Annotated in this window: 21 protein-coding genes; 4 read left to right on the plus strand and 17 right to left on the minus strand. The window is 31.6% G+C overall.

Going from position 1 to position 21,594, the window contains the following annotated elements:
* Window positions 1-81: 81 nt before the first annotated feature.
* The 4 genes from QZV12_RS06690 to QZV12_RS06705 all read right to left on the minus strand — a co-directional run bounded on the left by QZV12_RS06690 (window position 82) and on the right by QZV12_RS06705 (window position 2,643).
* Window positions 82-726: a 4Fe-4S dicluster domain-containing protein gene (locus QZV12_RS06690; RefSeq protein WP_295619159.1), complete on the minus strand. Its 645-nt coding sequence runs from the start codon at window positions 724-726 to the stop codon at window positions 82-84.
* Window positions 727-780: 54 nt separating this feature from the next.
* Window positions 781-1,344, minus strand: a complete 564-nt coding sequence (locus QZV12_RS06695; RefSeq protein WP_295619161.1) for an aldo/keto reductase — start codon at window positions 1,342-1,344, stop codon at window positions 781-783.
* A gap of 222 nt (window positions 1,345-1,566) precedes the next feature.
* The gene (locus QZV12_RS06700; protein ID WP_366925545.1) at window positions 1,567-2,175 is read right to left on the minus strand and encodes a metallophosphoesterase; all 609 of its coding nucleotides are present in this window, start codon (window positions 2,173-2,175) and stop codon (window positions 1,567-1,569) included.
* The gene (locus tag QZV12_RS06705) at window positions 2,176-2,643 is read right to left on the minus strand and encodes a hypothetical protein (RefSeq protein WP_295619164.1); all 468 of its coding nucleotides are present in this window, start codon (window positions 2,641-2,643) and stop codon (window positions 2,176-2,178) included.
* Between the two features lie 437 nt (window positions 2,644-3,080).
* Between QZV12_RS06705 and QZV12_RS06710 the strand changes: the two genes are divergently transcribed.
* The 4 genes from QZV12_RS06710 (at window position 3,081) to QZV12_RS06725 (ending at window position 6,458) form a co-directional block, all read left to right on the plus strand.
* Window positions 3,081-4,223 carry an alanine--glyoxylate aminotransferase family protein gene (locus QZV12_RS06710; RefSeq protein WP_295619167.1) on the plus strand — a complete coding sequence of 381 codons (1,143 nt, stop codon included), beginning with the start codon at window positions 3,081-3,083 and terminating at the stop codon, window positions 4,221-4,223.
* A gap of 434 nt (window positions 4,224-4,657) precedes the next feature.
* Window positions 4,658-5,179, plus strand: a complete 522-nt coding sequence (locus QZV12_RS06715; RefSeq protein ID WP_295619170.1) for a GerW family sporulation protein — start codon at window positions 4,658-4,660, stop codon at window positions 5,177-5,179.
* 62 nt (window positions 5,180-5,241) lie between these two features.
* Window positions 5,242-5,985 (plus strand): hypothetical protein, encoded by a 744-nt coding sequence (locus QZV12_RS06720; RefSeq protein WP_295619173.1) that lies wholly within the window; start codon window positions 5,242-5,244, stop codon window positions 5,983-5,985.
* A gap of 128 nt (window positions 5,986-6,113) precedes the next feature.
* The gene (locus tag QZV12_RS06725) at window positions 6,114-6,458 is read left to right on the plus strand and encodes a hypothetical protein (protein ID WP_295619176.1); all 345 of its coding nucleotides are present in this window, start codon (window positions 6,114-6,116) and stop codon (window positions 6,456-6,458) included.
* 7 nt (window positions 6,459-6,465) lie between these two features.
* Here the strand turns inward: QZV12_RS06725 and QZV12_RS06730 are convergent, their stop codons facing one another.
* From QZV12_RS06730 to QZV12_RS06790, 13 genes are all read right to left on the minus strand, one after another.
* Window positions 6,466-8,286, minus strand: coding sequence for a thiamine pyrophosphate-binding protein (locus QZV12_RS06730; RefSeq protein WP_295619179.1), 1,821 nt, complete (start codon window positions 8,284-8,286; stop codon window positions 6,466-6,468).
* 146 nt (window positions 8,287-8,432) lie between these two features.
* Window positions 8,433-8,963 (minus strand): hypothetical protein, encoded by a 531-nt coding sequence (locus QZV12_RS06735; protein ID WP_295619182.1) that lies wholly within the window; start codon window positions 8,961-8,963, stop codon window positions 8,433-8,435.
* Between the two features lie 366 nt (window positions 8,964-9,329).
* Window positions 9,330-11,777, minus strand: a complete 2,448-nt coding sequence (locus tag QZV12_RS06740; protein ID WP_295619185.1) for a hypothetical protein — start codon at window positions 11,775-11,777, stop codon at window positions 9,330-9,332.
* 363 nt (window positions 11,778-12,140) lie between these two features.
* Window positions 12,141-13,631, minus strand: coding sequence for a sodium-dependent transporter (locus QZV12_RS06745; RefSeq protein WP_295619187.1), 1,491 nt, complete (start codon window positions 13,629-13,631; stop codon window positions 12,141-12,143).
* A 340-nt stretch (window positions 13,632-13,971) separates the two neighbouring features.
* The gene (locus QZV12_RS06750; RefSeq protein ID WP_295619190.1) at window positions 13,972-15,696 is read right to left on the minus strand and encodes a Na+/H+ antiporter NhaC family protein; all 1,725 of its coding nucleotides are present in this window, start codon (window positions 15,694-15,696) and stop codon (window positions 13,972-13,974) included.
* Between the two features lie 531 nt (window positions 15,697-16,227).
* On the minus strand, window positions 16,228-17,805 hold the full coding sequence (ftsY, locus tag QZV12_RS06755) for a signal recognition particle-docking protein FtsY (RefSeq protein ID WP_295619193.1): 1,578 nt from the start codon (window positions 17,803-17,805) through the stop codon (window positions 16,228-16,230).
* A gap of 488 nt (window positions 17,806-18,293) precedes the next feature.
* A complete protein-coding gene (gene pfdA, locus QZV12_RS06760; protein ID WP_295619196.1) occupies window positions 18,294-18,722 on the minus strand; it encodes a prefoldin subunit alpha in 429 nt (142 codons plus the stop codon).
* A 29-nt stretch (window positions 18,723-18,751) separates the two neighbouring features.
* On the minus strand, window positions 18,752-18,976 hold the full coding sequence (rpl18a, locus tag QZV12_RS06765; protein ID WP_295619199.1) for a 50S ribosomal protein L18Ae: 225 nt from the start codon (window positions 18,974-18,976) through the stop codon (window positions 18,752-18,754).
* Window positions 18,977-19,194: 218 nt separating this feature from the next.
* Window positions 19,195-19,872, minus strand: a complete 678-nt coding sequence (locus tag QZV12_RS06770; protein ID WP_295619203.1) for a translation initiation factor IF-6 — start codon at window positions 19,870-19,872, stop codon at window positions 19,195-19,197.
* 63 nt (window positions 19,873-19,935) lie between these two features.
* A complete protein-coding gene (locus QZV12_RS06775) occupies window positions 19,936-20,196 on the minus strand; it encodes a 50S ribosomal protein L31e (protein WP_295619205.1) in 261 nt (86 codons plus the stop codon).
* Between the two features lie 100 nt (window positions 20,197-20,296).
* Window positions 20,297-20,887: a hypothetical protein gene (locus QZV12_RS06780; RefSeq protein WP_295619208.1), complete on the minus strand. Its 591-nt coding sequence runs from the start codon at window positions 20,885-20,887 to the stop codon at window positions 20,297-20,299.
* Window positions 20,888-20,964: 77 nt separating this feature from the next.
* Window positions 20,965-21,330: a DNA-binding protein gene (locus tag QZV12_RS06785; RefSeq protein WP_295619211.1), complete on the minus strand. Its 366-nt coding sequence runs from the start codon at window positions 21,328-21,330 to the stop codon at window positions 20,965-20,967.
* 92 nt (window positions 21,331-21,422) lie between these two features.
* The coding region (locus tag QZV12_RS06790) for a 40S ribosomal protein S19 (protein ID WP_295619220.1) at window positions 21,423-21,594 on the minus strand (172 nt) is incomplete at its 5' end.

Genomic DNA, 21,594 nt, shown 5'->3' on the forward strand with positions numbered 1-21,594 from the left:
AAAAAAAATAAATAAATTCTAATTTTAATCTTTTTAACTTATTAAAAAAATAATATAATTCTTAATTTTAAGTAAAAAAAACTAAAAATTCTTAAAAAAGTCAAAGAACTTAGTTATCTTACTTGAAAAAGGCAGTGCAATATTCTTAACAAACTTAACCTGATAATTGAATCCAAAAGTTTCAAATTCTGACCTTACAGTATCCAAATGAGTAGGAATGTCAAGGAACTGAGGACATAAGCGTTTACACCTTCCACAATGATTGCAAAGTCCTGCACTTGCTTGCTTGTTGGTTGTTCCACCTACAAACATATAATAATGCATCAAGGCAGGTGGAATAATCCCTCCTTTTTTATTAAACAAAAATTTCTCATTATAAAACTTAAAGCAATCAGGAATGTTTACCCCTTTAGGACAAGGCAAGCAATAGCCACAACCAGTGCAATTGATTTTCATCAACTCATTAAAAATCTCTTGCGCCTGAAACAACACATCATTCTCCTCTTCAGATAAGGAACCAATTTCAACTCTACTCGCAATTGCCATATTTTCCTTAATCTGATCAAGTGAGTCCATACCAGACAATACACAAGTAATCTCCTTTTGATTTAAAACCCAACTTAAAGCCCAATCAACTGCAGACCTATTGGAATCAACACCATCAAATAAGCTTTGAACCTTCTCAGGCAATTCACCTGCAAAAATTCCTCCCTTTAAAGGTTCCATAACAAATACGGCAATGTCCTTTTCATAAGCATATTGTATTCCACGAATACCTGCTTAAAGATTTACATCCAAATAGTTATATTGGACAAGAACCATATCCCAATCAAAGTCATCAATCAAACTATTAAAATCATCGAGAGAGCCATGATAGGAAAAGCCGACATTTCTTATTTTTCCATCAGCCTTTGCTTTTTCCAAAAATTCATACAATCCCAAATCCTTAAGTCTAAATACAGATGACTTATCAACATTGTGAATAAAATAATAGTCTATAAAGTCTGTTTTAAGTTTTTTTAACTGCTCATTTAAAAAGGCATCCATATCATTTCTGGATCTTACCATCCAAGAAGGCAATTTAGTTGATAATTTAACCTTATGCCTATATTTGACTCCGTCAGAGTCTGCAAGACTTAAAATATCCCCTAAAAACTCTTCACTTTTTCCACTATGATAGAGATAAGCGGTATCAATGAAATTCATGCCATTATCAATTGCATATAGAATGTATTCCTTTGACACTTCCCTATCAATTGAATTATTTTTGGTTGCAAGTCTCATTGTTCCAATACCCAGAGGAAACAATTCATCACCATTTCTTTTTACAATTCTTTTATTCATTTTATCACACCAAATTCGACACCTGACAAGTTAATACCATTAAATTTTGAGTCCTAATATCAAAAACTTAACCATAAACCATAAAACTTAATATTTCAACCCTAATTTCAAAAACTTAACCATAAACCATAAAACTTAATATTTCAACCCTAATTTCAAAAACTTAACCATAAATATAAATTAATATTTGATTATTAAATTCAAAAATTTAACACAACCTTCTTAATATTTAGACCTTAATTTTAAAACAACCAGTTCAGAATCAGTACCCCATCTAAATGGATAATCCATAGAACCTACACCAGTTGTAACATGCAAATACTTATCCTTTCCACCAATATTCTTTTTAAATAAACCCATATTATACATAAGCATATTTCCTATCCAAACCACTGGATAGAACTGTCCACCATGAGTGTGGCCAGACAATTGAATGTCAAAGCCTAAACTTGAAAATCCTTCCCAATAATTGGGAACATGATAATTGATAATATTAACCTTATCCTCATCAATGAAATTGCCTAATTCACCTACACCTACAGTTTCAATTTCCTCAAAACTATAAGTTAATCCAAAAATATTCAAATCCTTAAATTCCATCCCCTTATTAGCCAAGATGATGATTCCCGCATTTTTACAAGCTTTGTAAACACTTTCAACACCAGGGTAAAAATCATGGTTTCCTGCAGTGAATACTATAGGCATATCAACTTCCTTTAAAGGCAAAAAATCATCCTCTTCCACTACACAGGACCCATCTGCCAAGTCTCCAGAAATAATAGCCAAATCAGCAGGGATTTCATTTAACTTATCTCTAATGTCTTTAATGATTTATTTATGCCTAATAGAGCCAAAATGGACATCTGAAAGGTGAACAATATCAATATCCTGATTAATATTATCCAATTCAATGGTTTTCTCATGAATGATGATCTTATGAGCATGCCAGTAGCTGTAAATTGTAATTAAAGGAACCAATAAAAGCAAGAGAACTATAACATAGATTGGCAGCTTAACAAAAGCACCAATAGCATAAATCAAAATCAAGTCAAATAAGACAAACAATGACATGAAAATCCAAAATGAAGATATATGCTCTAAAAACCTTGTTATTGGTCTTGATTTTTTCTCTTCAAAAAACATAGGAACTATCTTAAATACTCCAAATAGAATAGTCAATAAAATTAAATAAACATCTTCTAATCCACCAAACAATAAAAAGAGATATTTCATAAGAAAAAATTCATATAACATTAAAAATGGAGTGGATAAGATAACTCTTCGTGTTCTGAAACTCATAAGAAAAACCTCTATTATTACTCTTTATAAAGTTATTTATAAAAATTGCCATTAAAAAATCCAAATTAAATTTAAGTAAAAATCAAACTAAAACAAATGAAAAATATAAAAAAACAGCCGAAAAACAAAAAATAAAATCAAACTAAAACAAATGAAAAATATAAAAAAACAGCCTAAAAACTAAAAATGAAAGTTAATTAAAAATCAAACTAAAACAATGAAACAGGCTAAAAACTAAAAATCAATAAAGAAAATAAAGTGCCGGCACAATATTTAAAAACTATTAAAAAGAAAGACTATATATAGCTTGACATATTTATTTAATCAAATAGGATATGGATTAAAAATAATTCAAATTAAATAAAATTTCAATTTAAATAACAATCCAAAATCAATTAATCAAGCTCATAATTCTTATTATATATGGAGATGAATGAATGAACGAAATATTATTAATGCTTCCTGGCCCTACAACCGCTGACCCAAGAGTATTGCAAGCAATGGGAAAAGCAGTTGTAAACCACAGAGGAGACGAATTCGGAGAAATTTATACTGAAACCACACAATTAATGTCAAAAACTTTCCAAACTGAAAATGATTCTTACATTCTTACCGGTTCAGGAACTTCTGCAATGGAAGCAGCTGTTTCAAACCTTGTAAACAGAGGAGAAAAAATATTAAATGTTGTTGGAGGAAAATTCGGAGAAAGGTTTGCAGATATTTCAAAAATGCACGGAATTGAATCAGTGCCTTTAAATGTTGAATGGGGAACTGCTGTAACTGCTGACCAAGTGCAAGAAGCTTTAGAAGCAGATGAAGACATTAAAGCAGTAACCATGATTCACAATGAAACCTCCACTGGAGTAGCTGCACCTATTCAAGAAGTAGGGGAAGTAATGAAAAACTACGACGCATTATTCATTGTAGACACTGTATCCTCTTTAGGTGGAGACTATGTAGACGTAGACAAATTCCATATTGACGCTTGTGTAACCGGATCCCAAAAATGTCTCGCTGCACCACCAGGTCTTGCAGCAATCACCTTCAATGATGATGCATGGGCAGCATGTGAAAAAGTTGAACCAAACAACTACTACTTAAACATGCCTAAATACAGAGCAAACGGTAATAAGACTCCTGCTCAAACTCCTTACACCCCATCTGTTTCATTGATTTACGCAATGAAAGCAGCTCTTGAAATCATTCAAGAAGAAGGTCTTGAAAACAGAGTAGCAAGACACCACCAAGCAGCAGCTGCAACCAGAGATGCTGTTAAAGCTTTAGGTCTTGAATTATTCCCTGATGAAGCTGTATCTTCTGCAACTGTAACTGCAGTTAAAATGCCAGAAGGAGCAACCGATGCACAAATCAGAGGAACTATGTTAGACAAATACTTTGTCCAATTAGCTGGTGGACAAGACCATCTTAAAGGAAACATAATCAGAATTGGACACATGGGTGTAATCAGCTACAAAGAATTAGCTATTACTTTCACTGCATTAGGATTAACCTTAAAAGGATTAGGTTTAGTTGAAGATGCAGGTGCAGGTGTAGCAGCTCTTGCTGACCATTATATCTAAGCCCAAGCTTTTCCGCCCCTTCGGGGCGCAAAACCTTGACCAAAATCTTTTTAAAGATTATTTAGGTTTAAACCTTTAGAAAAACAATATTTCCAAACTTTTACTCGCCTTCGGCTCGCAAAAGTTTGATCAAAATATTTTCATTAGTTGGGAGTGAATTGCTTTTAACTTTTCTCTTTTTTCTTTTTTCTTTAAAATTTTTTATAAAAACTAATTTTAACTAATTTTAATAAATTAAAAACTAAACTAAAGGATTATTTTAATTTATCATTTAATTTTGAAAGATTAATATACATACTATCAAAACTAATAACATATATCGAAATAAATATAATTTATTATAAACTAATAATTAAACAAGTATTTTATAAAATGTAAAAACTATAAAAATTACGAAAAAATTATAAGATTTAAAAAGGATAAGGAGTCAAAAAATGATTGATGAAACACCAATTAAAACTACTGTAGAAGAATTAAGAAAATTGATTCACATTAACAATTACATTGGAGAACCAATTGAAACTGAAGATAAACTATTAATCCCAGTATCCAAAGCAGCAGTAGGTTTTGGAATAGGTGAACAAAAGCATGACAAGGAACTTACTGGAACTGGTGCTGGAATAAGCGTAGAACCTACCACAATGGTAGTTGTAACAAAAGGTACAACTGGAGCTGAAGGAATAAGAACCATCAACCTAGCAAAAGGAAGTGAAGGAAACAAAGCATTAAATGAATTAGGACTTATCCTAACTGATATCGTTAAGGACTTCATCCCATCAAGAGCACCTGAAGATGAATACATAAATGTTGATGACCTCGCTAATGTTGATATTCAAGATGGAGAAATAAGGGAAAAGACTGAAGAAGCAGTAAACGATATTAAAGAAGAAGCAAAAGAAACAGTAGAGGATATCGAAGAGGAAGCAAAAGACGCAATAGATGATATTGAAGAATAATCAAAACAAGAATTTAGATGTTGAATAAATAATAAAAAATCAAAATATGAAAAGGCGATAAAATGAACATAAATCTTTTTTTAATTATACTAATCGCCTTAATTATCATATTTTGTATCATACTTTACAACGGATTAAGATTATTGTTAACTGTTGAAAAGGAAAAAGGCATAGTTAAATATAAGTTAAAAGCAACTATACTGAAAATAGCTATTTTTACAAGAGAAGGTGCCAAAGGAACCTGTATCGATGAAGATAATGAAGATGATGGCACAGATTCTAAAGATTCGGAAGATGATTTAAGCTCTGATAAAGAAGAAGCAGAAAGCACCGAAAAATCAGATAAGAAAGCAGAAGAAGAAGCAGAAAGTATTGAGAAATCAGATAAGAAAGCAGAAGAAGAATCTGAAGATGAAGAGGATGATGAAGATAAAGGCCTTTTTGAAAAATACGAAGAGATAAAGCCAATCCTAAAAGAGCTGCTGAATTCCAGGGAAGAACTGAAGAAATTCTTAAGAGACTTCTTAAAGACAATTCACCTTAAAAAACTCGAAGGAAACTTTATAATCGGCCTTAGCGATAAAACAACTACTGTAAAAATAGCAAGCTTAATAGGGTCAATAGGTGCTATTGTAAATGGCACAAAGCCAACATCATTAACTGTTCAACCTAAATTTACAGAAGAGATAATTGATTTTGAAGGAAAAATTGAATTGAAAATCAATTTGCTGTTTTTAATATTCTATAGCTTAATTCTGCTAACTAAAGAGAACATTAGGAATTTGATTAGAGAGGTTATAAAATAACTGAAATTATGAGATTAACAAAAAATCCACATTAAAAAAGAGGAAATTGACAAAAAACACAAAAAAGAAGAGATTATCAAAAAATCCACTTTAAAGAACAGGAAAAAAACAAATATCAAGTGATTGAAATGGATGGACTGGAAATATTAAACAAGCTTAAAAAAGAAACATTCTATGAATTTAGCGAAGCAATTCCTATATTCGAAAATGAAATACACTTTATTTACAAAGTGGATATTCTTTCAATTGATATAAATCCATCTGAAACTAAAATTGATATGCTAAAAAAACTAATAAAAAGACATAATGTCAAAAGTTCAATATCCCAAATGGATATTACTCCAATAGCTTATATTCTAAAAATAGAATCTGATTATCAAATTGAAGCAATTGATAAAGAATATACTAAATTCATTGCAAAAAATAAAAATATACTATTGAAAGAGTTTTTAGAAAAAAATATCTTAAATTAAACCATCACTATTTAGGCAATGGAATATTCTCCTCACATACACACACATCAACTAAAAATGCATGGCTTGAATTCAAAGCACTTTCAATTGCTATTTCAAGATCTTCCTTGGTTTCTGCTTTCATGGAATCAATGCCATAATCATTTGCCAATTTTGCAAAATCAGGATTTGTCAAATCCACCTGATAATTTTCCATATCATAGATAGTCTCTTCCCATTGACGAATGATTCCCAATTGTGAATTGTTTATAATGAAAACATTTATATTCAAATCATACTCACGAATGGTAGCCAACTCCTGAATAACCATTTGAATATCTCCATCACCGCAAATGACAACCACATTATCATATGGATGTGCAACAGCTACTCCAATAGATCCAGGAAGACCATAACCCATTGGTCCAAATCCTCCAGAAAACAGAAGCTTTCCAAACCTATCATTTTCAGACAGCAATGTTGTCCAAGTGGTATGTGTCCCTGCATCTGATAGGAAATATCCTCCCTTAAATGCATGAACAATCTTATTTATTGCATAAGGAGGTCTCAATGGATTGAAATTACCTTCAATCTCTTCAATTCCATCAACCACCAATCCTTTATAATTAGAATAGATTTCATTGATCCAATCGGAATACCTGATAAACTCCTTTTCCCTATAATCCTTATCTTCAATTTCATGCAATAGCAAATCCAAAAAGTCAAATCCATCCATGCAAAGATTAATGCCTCCTTTAAGGCAATCCCCATCAATATTCACATGAATGATCTTATCCCTAACAGATTCCATGTCACAAGATGCAACAGTCCTTTCAGACAATCTTGCACCTAAAACCAAAATGCAATCGGAATTTTGATAAGCGTAATTTGCAAGTGAAGTTCCTCGAAGCCCTACAATTCCAAGGTTCAATTTATCATACTCACTAATGATTCCTTTAGAGTGAAAAGTTGTGGCGATAGGAACCCATGTTTTACTTACAAAAGTGCTTAATTTTTCGATAGCTTTACCCCAAACTATGCCATTTCCTACAATGATTAATGGTTTTTCTGAAAGCTTGATTTTTTCAATAGATAAGTTGATATTAGTATCTACATCACACAGTATATTTTTTGTAAAGTCATCGGAATTCCCATATAATCCTTCATCAAAAATTAGCTTGCCATTTAGATAAACAAAATATTGGCTAAAAACATTAATCAAATCGTAAAAATCAGAATGATTGGAAATTTTCCGGTTAAAGCAATCCAAATCACAATCAATATCGCTGAAGATATCTTGATTAAAATAGCTGACTGCATCACTTAAGCTAAGTCCTTCCAATTCCAAATCAATATCCTCTTGTAAAACATCTTTAGAAAGGTTTATGTGAACAGGGCCATTAGGTCTTTTATGCAGTATGATCAATGATTGAATCAAATCAAAAATAGCGGATTTGCCAGATGATGGATGAAAGCTGGCAACAGTGATATTCTCAAAAACACCATTGATTGGAGAGTTTTGAAAAATATCCTCATCTTTTTTAGAGTAGTCATTGTCTCCAGTGATTACTAAAAGGGGCACTGAATCCTTAAATGCAGTTGCTACCCCCATAACTAAATTCATGGCACCAGGACCTGCAGTGGAAATGCACAATCCATAATTTCCTGATGAACGAGCATAGGCGTCTGCAGCATGAGCTGCTCCCTGTTCATGTCTTGTAAGAATATGCTTGATTGAAGAATCCTTTAAAGCCTTATAAAAAGGAAGTATCTGTTCCCCAGGGTGTCCAAATACATATTTTACACCATCTTCTTCAAGCAATTTAATCAATACTTCTGCAGCATCCATATTATCCCATAAAAATTAAAATAAATGAATAAATAAGTTCTTAAATACTCTAAATAAACCATCAAATAATCTAAATAAACCATCAAATAATCTAAATTATTAAATAAATGAATCTAAATGATAATTATTAAAAAATAAAAAAATCACTAATAATAGCGAGATGTGTTATCAGAATAGTTTTCAGAGTACATATCTTGCAGTTTATCTTCATCAACAAGTATTCTGGCTTCTAAACTATTATAAACCTTATTTAAAATTGTCAAATCTTTAGAGGAAATTAAAATGTAGTTATGTGATTTTCCATCTTCAACGAAAACCGTATAAGTTCCCCGTTCATTATTTTTATAATAGGTGAAACCTTGGTCTGTCCTTTTCTCAGTACCTAAAGTTTCTTGTTTCATATTTTGCATTCTAAGAAGCCCTTGTGATGCTGTAACTGGAGATCCATTATTGAAACTTGTAATATTGAGGTCATAATCATAATCATAGTAATAATGAATATCTAAATTGTCTGTATAATTAGATACCTTGTCAGTTACTGGAACCTGAGCAGAACATGAATTGGTTAAATTAACTTGATGATAAGTGACATTTCTGCCTGGCTCGAATATTAAGTATGAACCTACACATAATAAACAAAATACAGCAATTAATAAAACAGCCATTTTTTTATCCATACTATACACCTATTAATTATAGTTATGTTTTTATCTTTATATATATTATTATAAAAAAAATTGAAAAATAAGGCCAAATATATAGCATTGTGAAAAAAATGAATAAAATTTTGAAGATAAAGAATCTTAATAAAAAAAAGGAATAAATAAAAAGAAAAGTTAAGAGGAGTGTACCTCCAGAAAAAGATTTTAATCAAACTATTTCTAAAAGTTCACAAAGACTATTAATCAAATTTTTCCTAATTCAGAAAGACTTTTAATCAAACTTTTTCTAAAAGTTTGGAAATAGTTTTAATCAAACTTTTCCTAATTCAGAAAGACTTTTAATCAAACTTTTTCTAAAAGTTTGATGGACAGAATGGTGAGTCATTCATCCAAATTAAAAACTGAATCTGCTCCCTTATCTTCATAATCGTAATATTTATCTTCACCATCCACTTGTCTCTTAAGAGATTTAGGGCTTTTTGAAGATTTGGATTTATTGGATTTGGAAGACTTTTTAGCTTTGGCCTTTGGCTTAGGCTCTTCATAATCATCTAAAAGGGATTCGTATCCTTCATCTCCAAAGACACCATCATCAAAGAAATCATCACTGAATTCTTCATATTCTATTTCTTCAACAGGCTCTTCCACTTCAGGCTTTTTAGGAGCTGGTTCGGCTTTGGATTTTTTAGTTTTAGCCTTTGGTTTAGCTTTTGGTTTAGACTTTTGTTTAGCCTTTGGCTTAGGACTTTCAGCATACTCATCCAAATTATCAAAAATGTCTGCTTCCTTAGCACCTTTGAATTTGTGATTTGATTTGGAAGCCTTTTGATCATCTTCTCTGATAGGAGCGATATAATCACCTTCACCGAAATCCTCATCAAATTCTATATCATCATCAAAGCCATCATCTGGATTATCATCCTCTTTATCCTTATTGAACATGTTTATCTTATCAAATAAGGATTTGGATTTCTTCTTATTCTGTGAAGATGAATCAGACTTAGAGTCTTCTTCAATATAATCATCATAATCCCTATTGTATTTGTCATCGAAATCATCATCATATGGAGAATCAAACTCATCAGAGGACATATCCACATTTCTTAAGACATTCTTGCCTGATTTGGATTTGGAACTGGCAAATCTGCATAAGCCAGATTTGGATTTAGGTTCCTCATCAGAACCCTCTTCATTGCTTTCTTCCTTAACCCTTTTAGACCTGTTCTTAAAGTAGGTATATAGATTGACAAAAGACCCATCCTTATTGAAGAGAAGCTTATTGCCTTCTTCCTCTGCATAATCATCAATGGTCTTTTCAACATATTCCTTTTCCTTAAAGTAATTTACTCCACCGCCATTGCTGCTTAAGTCAAGAGAATAATCCTCATCAAATGGAATAAGAGTCAATGCTAAAGGAACAATTACAAAGATGGAAGCTATGATTGACTGGACAAGCAAGCTTTGCCTATCTCCAGCAAGAATTAGATTATAGACACCTACAATCCAAATGATAGCCAATATGATTGGAAGTATAAACTTGATTGTTATTATCCAAGACTTATCCACATGAATATGTGAGTTTTCATTCAAGACATAACAAATCTCTTCTATGTCAAAGACCCATCCCAAAACAATAAGTTCCAAAAGAACTCCTAAAATAATTGCAAATTGAGTTATGAATGAGTCAGTTATTCTCAAGAGATACTCTCCCATACCTGTTGCAAAAATGAATGAAAGGAACAATCCTACTAAAACAAGCTGTCTTACAGCTCTATCTCTAGTCCATCCGAATTTTTCGCTTATTGCATTGGATAAAGGTTCAATCAAAGCTAAAATTGTGCTTAAGCTTCCAACCAATAAAAGCAAGAAGAATGCTGGAGCAACCATATAAACCCATGGATCCATTATATTGAAAACATTTGGGAAAACAACGAAGATTATTGAAAATCCATCACTGACTAAGCTGGTGATAGGAATGTTTCTGCCTAATGCCATATAACCCATAAGGGAAAACAAAAGAACTGAAACCAATACTTCAAATACCAAACTCACTAAAACAATTATCCATGCATTGTCAATTAATTTAGCATTTTCCGGCAAATAAGAGGAATATATGCTTGCAATTGCATAGCCTAATCCATAGGAGAATACAAGCTGTCCAAATGCAGCTAGCCAAACATTTACATTCAAGAGCACTGACCAATCAGGATTGAATAATGCCATTATTCCAGTACGGGACCCAGGAAGCTGAAGGGAAAATATAAGTATGCCTAAAAGCAAGACAAATGACAGCAATAGTGATACTTTGCTGACATTCAATATTCCCTTGTTGATTTCCTTTCGAGACATGAAATAAATAAAGCCCCATATCAATACCAATGCAACACCTATAGGAACCACAAGATAAGTAAGACCATATGGATTAGATGTGCTGTGCAATAGGGTGGTTGTAAAGAAAACACTAGGATTGCTACCCCATCCCTTAAATAAACTAAGGATAACATAGATAAGGTCCCAAGACATTATGCAGGTATAATAGATTAAGACTATGAAAATCAGCACCATTATAAACCAAGCTATAATCTCAAACTCAGATTTGATATTATAAAATACCTTAGGCAGACTTGACTTGAATCTAAAACCTATTCCAAACTCTAATGCCAAAATAGGAATAGCCATGATTACAATAGCTAAAATATACGGTATTATAAATGTTCCTCCACCATTTTCATACATAAGATAAGAAAATTTCCAAATACCAGACAATCCAATGATAGCCCCTATCATAGCTATTAAAAAGCCAGTTGAATTATCCCATCTGTTTTCCATAATTTCATCCCCTATATTATCAATATTAAATTTTATCGAATATTCTTAAAACATCTCATAATAAGGTGTTAATTAAATTCTTATAGTTATTATATTATATATTAAAGTTTTAATTATTTAAAAAAGTTTCTTATTTCAGTAAATTTAGGGTTAAAATCAAGGATAAAAATTAAAGATTAAAATAGGAATTAATAGGAATTAAAATTAGAAATTAAAAAAATAGAAACAAAAAAGAAAAGTTAAGAGAAAATACTCCTAACTAATGAAAATATTTTAATCAAACTTTTTCTAAAAGTTTGGAAATATTTTGATCAAACTTTTACACGTGAGAAGGCGAGTGAAAGTTTGGTCGCAATATGGGAGTTATTCTGTCTCAATAGGCTTGTAGTAATCCTTGTTTTTAGCCGGCAATTTAGCAAATATAATAGGGACTATAAAAATAATGATAGACAAGCAAAGCATAACCAACCGACTAGTGAAATCTGCATCCATCATTGTGGTGTAAACTCCTTGAACCCATAAACATAAAATACATACCGGCAAAATGTATTTGATAATGATTTTCCAGAAAGGATCCATTTGAATTCTTGAATTATTATTCAAGACTTCAACAAGCTTGTCAAAGTTGTATAACCAACCAAAGATTATGCATTCAAGCAAAACTCCAAAGAGCAATGCGAAATTGTTTAAGAATGCATCAAAGATTCCTAAAAGATAACTTCCTGCAGAAGTTGCAAATATTGTAGATATGCAAAATCCTACAATGCACACTAAAGTTGCAGATTTCTTTCTTGAAAATCCGAATTTTTCATGAATAGCAAAGGAAACCACTTCTGATAAAGCCATTACAGAGGTAATTCCTGCAAAGAAAATACACAAGAAAAACAATGGCCCAATAATATAGGACCAAGGATGCATAACATTAAATACATTTGGGAAAACAACAAATGCTAAACCGGTTCCTTCAGTTACCAATTGATTAAATGGAATGCCACTGGTGAAAGTCATGAAACCTAAAATGGAGAAGATTCCAATTGCATTGAAGACTTCAAATCCAGAATTGGAAAATGCTACAACCAATGCATTATCAGTTAATTTAGAGGTATCAGGAAGATAGCTTGCATATGTAAGAGCAATTGACATACCTAAACTGAGTGAGAATACAATCTGACCAAATGCAGCAAGCCACACATTCAAATCAGTCAATGCAGACCAATCAGGAGTGAATATTTGAGTATAGCCTATTGAAGCACCTGGCAAAGTCACTGAAAATGCTACAATGACCAAAACGATTATAAACAATACAGGCAATAGAATTTTACTTACTTTACCTATACCTGCATTCAAATCCTTTTGACCGATAAACCAAGCAATGAGCCAAATAACAAAGACAGATACAAAAACCCATGGAACAATGGTAAAAATACCTGAAAGAGAATCAGATGCATTCAAAACACTTGTAGTGAAGAATACATCAGGATTTGCACCCCAGCCTTGGAAGAAACTTAAGACAAGGTATATTAAATCCCAACCTACTACACAAACATAATAGGTTGTAATCAAGAATACAACAAATATAATGAACCATGCTACTGCTTCCAAACTAGGTTTAATGCTGTAGAATATCTTAGATAAAGATGTTTTAAATTTAAAGCCAACCGCATATTCCACAAGAACAAAGGAGATTCCCAAGAAAAATATTGAAATTATATAAGGAATCATAAATGATCCTCCACCATTGGAATAAAGAACATTTGGAAAACGCCAAATATTACCTAAACCAACAGCAGAACCTATCATTGCCAAAATAAATGCAATATTGCTATCCCACTTAGACTTTTCACTAGACGCCATAAAATCACACTAAAATAATAACTAAATAAAGAACATATTACCTTAAACTAAATCACACTAAAATAATAACTAAATAAAGAACATATTACCTTAAACTAAAAGAACATATTACCTTAAACTAAATCACACTAAAATAATAACTAAATAAAGAACATATTACCTTAAACTATATTGCACTAAAATAATAACTAAGTTAAGAATATATTACTTTAAACTAGTAGATAAAAGTTAATTAAAGAATCATAAGATTATCTAAAAAAATAAAATAAAAAAAGAAAAAAGGCTTAAATAGATTTTGACTATTCAAGCATTATTTAACTTTTCAACTTATTTGCTAAATTTAAGCTGCCTCTTCAAAAGGCACTTTTTCACCAATTACTCTTAATCCGATGTACATCACTACAATAGCTATAGGGATTGAGATGTACCATTGAATACCGAATCCTGCTGGAATGTAACCGAATACAATAGCAATGATTGCAACAAACATTGCATAGTATATCTGAGTACTTACGTGTGCAATGTGGTTACAGCTTGTACCCATAGAGGACAGGATTGTGGTATCTGAAATTGGTGAACAGTGGTCACCAAAGATAGCACCAGTCAATACACCACTTGTACAAACGATTACAAAGCCCATTTCAGGGTTTACTGCCCAAGCAAGAGGAATTGTTAATGGCATTAAAATACTCATTGTACCATAGGAGGTACCTGTTGCAAAGGAAATCAAAGCACCTAAAACAAAGATCAATGTTGGCAAGATGAATACTGGTATTGAACCTGCCAGAATACCTACCAAGTAATCAGCAGTACCTAAGTCACCAATAACTCCACCTAATGACCAAGCGAGCAATAGGATTACACCAGTGATAACGATAGTTTTCATACCGCCTACCCATTCAGCAATAGCTTCTTCAATAGTCATGATCTTTTGTAGAACTGCCATGACAATAGCTACAATGGAAGCAAGCAATGCTGCTTGGAACAATGCAACAGATGCATCGGAAGCAGATAATGCTTCAAATATACCATTGAATGACAATGGAGAAGTATGCATTAAGGTGATTAAAGCTTTGTCTTCCCCACCTAAAATAGTGGTGTATCCGCTCCAGTAGAATGCAATAAGAGCACCGATAATCAATACTCCAATAGGGATAATTGCATTCCAAACGGATAATTTAATTCCTTCAACTGGTTTAACATCATCAAAGCTGGTTGCTTCAAGAGATTCAACCGGCTCATCTTCTTTTCTTGCACGAGCTTTTTTCTCTGCTTCTTTCATTGGTCCAAATTCATAGTAAGTGATTGCAGAGATAACAATGAAAATCAAAATCAAAATGTTATAGAACCTAAATGGAATGGTTTGTAAAAATATTCCGAATCCACTAACATTCATTCCAATAGAGTGGAAACCTTGAATGATTAAACTGAGTTCTAAACCAATCCAAGTGGAAATAATAGCAATACCTGCTACAGGAGCAGCAGTTGCGTCTACTACAAATGCTAATTTTTCTCTTGATACATGAAGTTTGTCCATAACAGGTCTCATGATAGGACCTACAATTAAAGAGTTAGCGTAATCGTCAAAGAACACACATAATCCTAAAAGTTCAGTAAAGAGCTGAGCTTTCCTAGGAGTGTCAGCACGTTTAGCAAATTCATCTGCCAATGCCTTTGCACCACCCATTTTAGTTATCAGTTGGATAATACCTCCGATAAGCAAACATTGAAGGATAATACCTGCATTCCATGGATCAGCCATACTGCTGATGATTTGAGAATCCATTGCTAAAAATGCATTGATAGCAGAGTTTACAATGTTTAAGTCGTTAACAGAAATCATAAATTCTCCAACGAATACCCCAATAAACAAAGATAATATAGTTTCTTTGGTAATGAATGCTAAAGCAATAGCAACAAGAGGTGGCAAGAGAGTTAATACTCCGAAACGAACTGCATTGTCTTTACTATTTGGTGCACTTGTAATTAGCAAGGATAATACAAAAAGGACTATTACAGAAATAGCCACTATCAATCCTATTTTTAAATTTCTATTCATTTCCATAATCACACCATTTATAAAAAAAAAAAAATTAAAATAAACTCATTAAACGATTAGATAAATTATTTGGATAAAAAATCGTTTAATCTCAACCTAAGATTAATTAATAATTAATAAAATGAATATAAAATTTATTAAATTAATTATTAACCTAGTAATACTATTATATATTTATAAAATAAATATATAAAATTTACTTTATAATTCTCTAAATTTTGCTTTATAAATCTTTAAATATAATCAAATATTTTATTATTATAAAAAAAATCAGTTATGGCTTATTAATCGACTAAAAATAAAATAAACAATAAAATAAAGTAAAATATGAAATAATTAGAAAAAAATAAGATTATACAATAAAAAATAGAAAAGATAAATCAATATTAAAAAAATAAAAAAAATAAATTAAATATTAAAAAAATAAAAAATCTTAAGAGAATTACTCTTAAAGATTTAAAATATTTTTGATCAAACTTTTGCGAGCCGAAGGCGAGTAAAAGTTTGGCCGTAGGCGAGTAAAAGTTTGGTGGTTGATTAAGAGAATATTTGGTCTAACATCCAGTCAGCATCATATTCCTTAATATCATCATAGGATTGTCCCATACCTAAGAAAAGAATTGGTTTTTGAATTACATAACCAATGGAAAGTGTAGCACCACCTTTTGAATCGGCATCTGCCTTAGTGAGTATGACACCATCCAATTCAATAGCTTCATTGAATTTTCTTGCCTGTTCTGTTGCATCATTACCAGTTAATGAATCACCAACGAATACAACCAAATCAGGTTTGGAAACCCTACGAATCTTTTTCATTTCATCCATCAAGTTAGTGTTGGTTTGCATCCTTCCTGCAGTGTCTATTAAAACAAGCTCTTTGCCTTTAGCTTTAGCATGTTGAACAGCATCAAATGCTACAGCAGCAGGGTCAGATCCTTTTTCATGCTTGATTAATTTAACATCAAGGTTGTTTGCATGATATTCAACTTGTTCAATAGCTCCTGCCCTAAATGTATCAGATGCAGCTATAACTGGAGTGTAACCTTTTTTAATGTAGTAATTAGATAGCTTACCAATTGTAGTGGTTTTACCGGTACCATTGATACCTACAAGCATTACTACAAGAGGCTCTCCTTGAGCAACTTTCTCTTCAAGCATTCCAGTCATTGATTTTCCTTCAATATTGATGATGTTGTACACTGCTTTCTTAAGTGCATCATAAGTGTATTCTTCAATATCACTACTTCTTTTGATCTTTTGACCAACCAAATCGTTTTTAACAGATTCTACAACAACACTTGAAACATCCATTGCAACATCTGCTTCCAAAAGACCTAATTCCAATTCAAATAAAATGTCTTCAACATCATCTTCGGAAATTGACTTTTCTTTAATGAATGATAAGAATCCACCTGATTTTTCCTTTTTATCTTCACCAGATTTCTCTTCAGAATCATCTTTCTTCTTTCGTCTAAAGAAATCAAGTTTGGATTTTTTAGATTCCTCTTCAGAGTCTTCTTGAGTTTCTTCTTCTGCCTCTTCTGAAACTTCTTCTTCTGAAACTTCCTCTTCCGGTTCTTTTTCATCTGAAGGCTCTTCTACTGATTCCTCAGGAGTTTCATCTTTTGGAGCTTCTTCTGGAGCTTTTTCTTCCTCTTCTTCAGAAGTTTCCTCTTTAGAGTCATCTTTTTTATCTCTTCTGAAGAATGAAAAGAACCCTCCAGACTTGTCTTTTTTATCCTCTTTAGGATCTTCCTTATCAGAATCCTCCTCTAAAGAAGCATCTAACATTGCATCCAATTCCTCATCTGAAATTTCATCTTCATCACCAAAATCGTCAGAATCTTCTGCTGCTTCCTCTTCTACTTCTTCTTCTGGAGATTCTTCCGGAACTTCTTCTGGAGATTCTTCTGGAGCTTCCTCCACTTCTTCTTCTGAAACTTCCTCTTCAGAGTCTTCTTCTACTTCTTCTTGAGGCTCTTCGATTTCATCAAAAGTTTCTTCTGTAGATTCTTCGATTAATTCTACATTATTCTCTTCTTTAGCCTCATCTTCGACTTTATTCCTTAATTTACCACTTGCTTCAGCAAATTTTTTCTTTAATGAATCAAACAAGTTTATCCCTGCCTAATAATAAGTATTATTTTTAAAATTTCTTAAACAATATCAAATATTTAATAAATATTTTTATCATTATATAATTATATCTTTAAAAATTAATAAACTTACTTATTTTTTAAGTGAAATATTATGTCTTTTCATGAAAATTTAAAAAAGGATATGAAAAAATAATGTGAAAAATAGTATAAAAATACTATGGAAATAAAATGAAATAAAATAAAAGTTCAAAAATAGCAAAAAGTAAAAATAAAAAATTTAAAATAAAAATTAAAAAAAGACTAGTTAAAATAAAAATAAAAACAAGACACGTTAAATAAAAATTTAAAATAAAAATTAAAAAAAGATAATTTAAAATAAAAAAAAGAAAAAGATAAAAAACCATTATCACAAGTCTTTAAAAAAAGATTTGAACCAAGATTCTACAGACTAAAATCTGTGAAGCTTGGTGAAAATATTTTAATCAAACTTTTTTAAAAGTTGAATTATGCCATTCCTTGAGCTTGAAGCTTTTGCATTAACTGTTCAGCTTGAGGAGAAAGCTGAGCAACAATATTGGTGATTTGCTGTAAATCCTCAAATAATTTGTCTAAAGTGTTTTCAAGCTCTTTTTTCTGTTCAGCAGTAGTTGCTTTTGCTTCTTCAAAAGTTTTGGAAACTGCTACACCAGAACCAAGACTCATAATAACTTTGTCTTCATTTTTAATCTCTGCATTAATGAAGGAGCCAGCACCAAGAGGTACTAAAGTCTCAATGGTATCTTTACCACTCATATCATCTAATGTAGATTCTAAAATTTTAATTTCAGCAAGGGAAGCTTGAACTGCATCAATTTGAGTTTGGTATAATTCAGTTTGTTGTTTGTATACTTCAAGCTGTGCTAAAATTTGTTGTAATTTTTGCTGGTCTTCCATTTTAACACCCTAAGATTATTTTAAGCAATTTAGAGAATTGCTTTTACTACAGGATCTAATACTTCATCCTCAGTAATTTCTTCAATGGAATCAACTTTAATTTGATTTCTTTTTATTCCATGTTTACTTCCGAAAATGGAATAAAGTTTTTCATAAATATCTTCTTCTTTGATTGCTTTGAATTCTTTAGTGAAAACTTGTGTTTCACTACCCATTACGAAGCTACCTTTAATTCTATAAATTTTTGTCATCATAAGAATCCTTCCCTATAATACTATAATTAATCATCCATGTTATAGAGTAATCAAATATGCAATCATTAAACAATTTTGATTAGCTTCAATTATCTATAATCAAACTATAATAATTAATTTATTAATCCAATAACTTATAACCAATTATTAATAACTTAAATTAATTGCAATTAAATGATAATAAATCAATTAAACAACATATCCTAAACAATGATGAATTAAAAATCACCGAAACCCAAGAAGCCTAAAGCCTCTTCAATTCTAGCCATTTCAGGACCTGTAGTGTGCTCGCCAACCATAACACCGTTAGAGTTAGCAATGCCGCATGCACCTACAAGAGGCATTCCTTTGCATACAGTTCCAATATTGGCATCTACTTTAAAGAACTCTTCAACATGTTCAAGTTCATCAGATAAGGTATCCCTATGTAAAAGAGCACCTTGGTTTGTAACTATGCTTGCAGAACCTACGATTTTAGATTCAGCAAATTGATAAATCTCAACAGGAACCTTTAAAGTATCTTCAATGACTTTAATGGTTTCTTCCTTAATGTTTGGACCTGCCATAGCACCATGATCATTTACTGCAAGAATGTTTCCCACTGCAGTATATTTTCCAGGAAGCCTTGCGACATTAAGTCCTGCATCCTCTAATGTTTCTATTTCCCTATCAGTAGCATGTGGGGAAACAACGAAACCATTGGAATTTCCAGCAGATAAAACACCGTTTAAATTGCATCCTGCAATGGATGTTCTGATAATGTCCACTTCAAGTGCCTCTTTCATTACAGGTTCCATTTCAGTTGGAAGATTAAAAGGAACAATAGCTACTTCATCATTAACGGATATGTAAACTCCTAAATTAGGATTTCCAGTTAAATTTACTCTTTTAAGCATTTTTATTCCTTCTAAATTTTATTAAATAGATTGAAAAAGATGATTAAATATAGTGGAATCAAATTAGTTTTCAGCTAAAGTTGCTTTAACAATACCTTCCTCATCTTTTACAGCGTTTACTTTTACTTTGGATGGAATTTTTTGAATTCCTCTTTCCCAAATAAATTCGTTAATAGAAGCGTCAAGTTTAACTTCTTCAGCTTTCATATGTTTCATTAAAAAGTTTTGAACTTCTCTGATAGCTCTAGGAGCTCTAATAGTTCTTTTTACGTTTTTAACTTTTCTAAGTGGAATAACATAAGTTCTTTCTAATTCTTCTGCCATATTAAACACCCCTATATTTTAAGATCATTTCTTCTCCAATGTCTAGTTGATATTTGAAAAATAATTCATTTAATTTATGTGATTGCTTGATGGAAGTTGTTTAATTATTCTTCTTTAATCCAATTACATTGGTTTGATAATGTTCTGGGAAAATCTCAGAAGAGTTTCCTCCCTTTTCATCAATTAAACAACGAATTTCAACTTCATAATCAGAGCTTGTATCTTTATTGCTCTTTTCATGCTTCAATTCAAAAAGATTGCCAACAAGATACTTGATGGTCTTATAGCCAAAACTGTCCAAGTTCATGTATTGAATATCTTTTCTGTCTTCTAAACTCCTGATTTGATTTCTATTGAGTTTAGGAGTCTTATCATCTCTTCTTGTTCCATCTGCAACAAGATCGTAATGATTTGCAACCTCTTCAACAACAGCTTCATGGAGATATTTTATTCCATCGTTAGGAAATCCATCTTCCATAATCATATCAACAGCCTTTTCCAAAATGGAAATGTCCAAATTCAAAACCCTATGCTTCAAGCCAATGGACTTGGCAGAATTTGCTGCTGGATGAAATGAATCGTATACACCAAAGTTAGCAGTAACAAGTTCAACATCAAAACCTAATTGGTCAAGAATGATTCCCATTAAGGAACTGTCTTTGCCACCACTATAAAGAACACAAGCTTTCATTTTATCAAAACTTGATAATTGTCAATAACTTAAAAACCTATAATCCGATTATAATGAAATCAAAAATCAAAAATCAATTATCTTCTTGTAATGTTGATTTCCCTCTTTTGACCCATGAGATTTTTAAGCAATACCTTAAGTTGTTCATCAGTAACTTTTCCTCTAAGAGAACCTGCTTGAGCTGATTGGAGCAATTGAATCTCAATATTTTGAACGAGTTCAGGCTTGGTTAATCTGAGATTATCCAATCTTCCACGAGCTTCTGGAGTCAAGATTTGCTTCATAGCTTGCTTTAATTGAGCTTCCATTTCTGCTTGTTGCTGTTGAGCCATTTGTTGCTGAGCCAATTGTTGCTGAGCCAATTGCTGTTGGTCAGCATTCATAGCTGCTTGTTGTTGTAATTCAGCCATACGTCTTTTGCGTATTTCATCAAGTTCACTCATGATATAATCCCCATAAATTTAAATTATTTTCATTGAATCAATCATAAATAATCATAAAATATTCCATGATCAATTCCATTAAAAAATTTTACCTAATATTTTGAAAGTTCTGGAATATCTTTAATTAATTCAGCAGAAGTATTATCTAAGAAAGATCTACCTTGCGGAGTAATAATTCTTCCAGCATCGACTTTTTCTACGTAACCTGCATCTTCTAATTGATGTAAAGCTACTCTTACAATAGAGCCACTACCTTTTCTGAAT

The sequence above is a fragment of the uncultured Methanobrevibacter sp. genome, from assembly GCF_902769175.1.
In the GTDB taxonomy this organism is placed as follows: domain Archaea; phylum Methanobacteriota; class Methanobacteria; order Methanobacteriales; family Methanobacteriaceae; genus Methanobrevibacter.

Bases quoted from the DNA above. Each gene is read 5' to 3' on its own strand.
- QZV12_RS06690 (WP_295619159.1), bottom strand. From the start codon at position 726: ATGGAACCTTTAAAGGGAGGAATTTTTGCAGGTGAATTGCCTGAGAAG.
- QZV12_RS06695 (WP_295619161.1), bottom strand. From the start codon at position 1,344: ATGAATAAAAGAATTGTAAAAAGAAATGGTGATGAATTGTTTCCTCTG.
- QZV12_RS06705 (WP_295619164.1), bottom strand. From the start codon at position 2,643: ATGAGTTTCAGAACACGAAGAGTTATCTTATCCACTCCATTTTTAATG.
- QZV12_RS06710 (WP_295619167.1), top strand. From the start codon at position 3,081: ATGAACGAAATATTATTAATGCTTCCTGGCCCTACAACCGCTGACCCA.
- QZV12_RS06715 (WP_295619170.1), top strand. From the start codon at position 4,658: ATGATTGATGAAACACCAATTAAAACTACTGTAGAAGAATTAAGAAAA.
- QZV12_RS06720 (WP_295619173.1), top strand. From the start codon at position 5,242: ATGAACATAAATCTTTTTTTAATTATACTAATCGCCTTAATTATCATA.
- QZV12_RS06725 (WP_295619176.1), top strand. From the start codon at position 6,114: ATGGATGGACTGGAAATATTAAACAAGCTTAAAAAAGAAACATTCTAT.
- QZV12_RS06730 (WP_295619179.1), bottom strand. From the start codon at position 8,286: ATGGATGCTGCAGAAGTATTGATTAAATTGCTTGAAGAAGATGGTGTA.
- QZV12_RS06735 (WP_295619182.1), bottom strand. From the start codon at position 8,963: ATGGATAAAAAAATGGCTGTTTTATTAATTGCTGTATTTTGTTTATTA.
- QZV12_RS06740 (WP_295619185.1), bottom strand. From the start codon at position 11,777: ATGGAAAACAGATGGGATAATTCAACTGGCTTTTTAATAGCTATGATA.
- QZV12_RS06745 (WP_295619187.1), bottom strand. From the start codon at position 13,631: ATGGCGTCTAGTGAAAAGTCTAAGTGGGATAGCAATATTGCATTTATT.
- QZV12_RS06750 (WP_295619190.1), bottom strand. From the start codon at position 15,696: ATGGAAATGAATAGAAATTTAAAAATAGGATTGATAGTGGCTATTTCT.
- pfdA (WP_295619196.1), bottom strand. From the start codon at position 18,722: ATGGAAGACCAGCAAAAATTACAACAAATTTTAGCACAGCTTGAAGTA.
- rpl18a (WP_295619199.1), bottom strand. From the start codon at position 18,976: ATGATGACAAAAATTTATAGAATTAAAGGTAGCTTCGTAATGGGTAGT.
- QZV12_RS06770 (WP_295619203.1), bottom strand. From the start codon at position 19,872: ATGCTTAAAAGAGTAAATTTAACTGGAAATCCTAATTTAGGAGTTTAC.
- QZV12_RS06775 (WP_295619205.1), bottom strand. From the start codon at position 20,196: ATGGCAGAAGAATTAGAAAGAACTTATGTTATTCCACTTAGAAAAGTT.
- QZV12_RS06780 (WP_295619208.1), bottom strand. From the start codon at position 20,887: ATGAAAGCTTGTGTTCTTTATAGTGGTGGCAAAGACAGTTCCTTAATG.
- QZV12_RS06785 (WP_295619211.1), bottom strand. From the start codon at position 21,330: ATGAGTGAACTTGATGAAATACGCAAAAGACGTATGGCTGAATTACAA.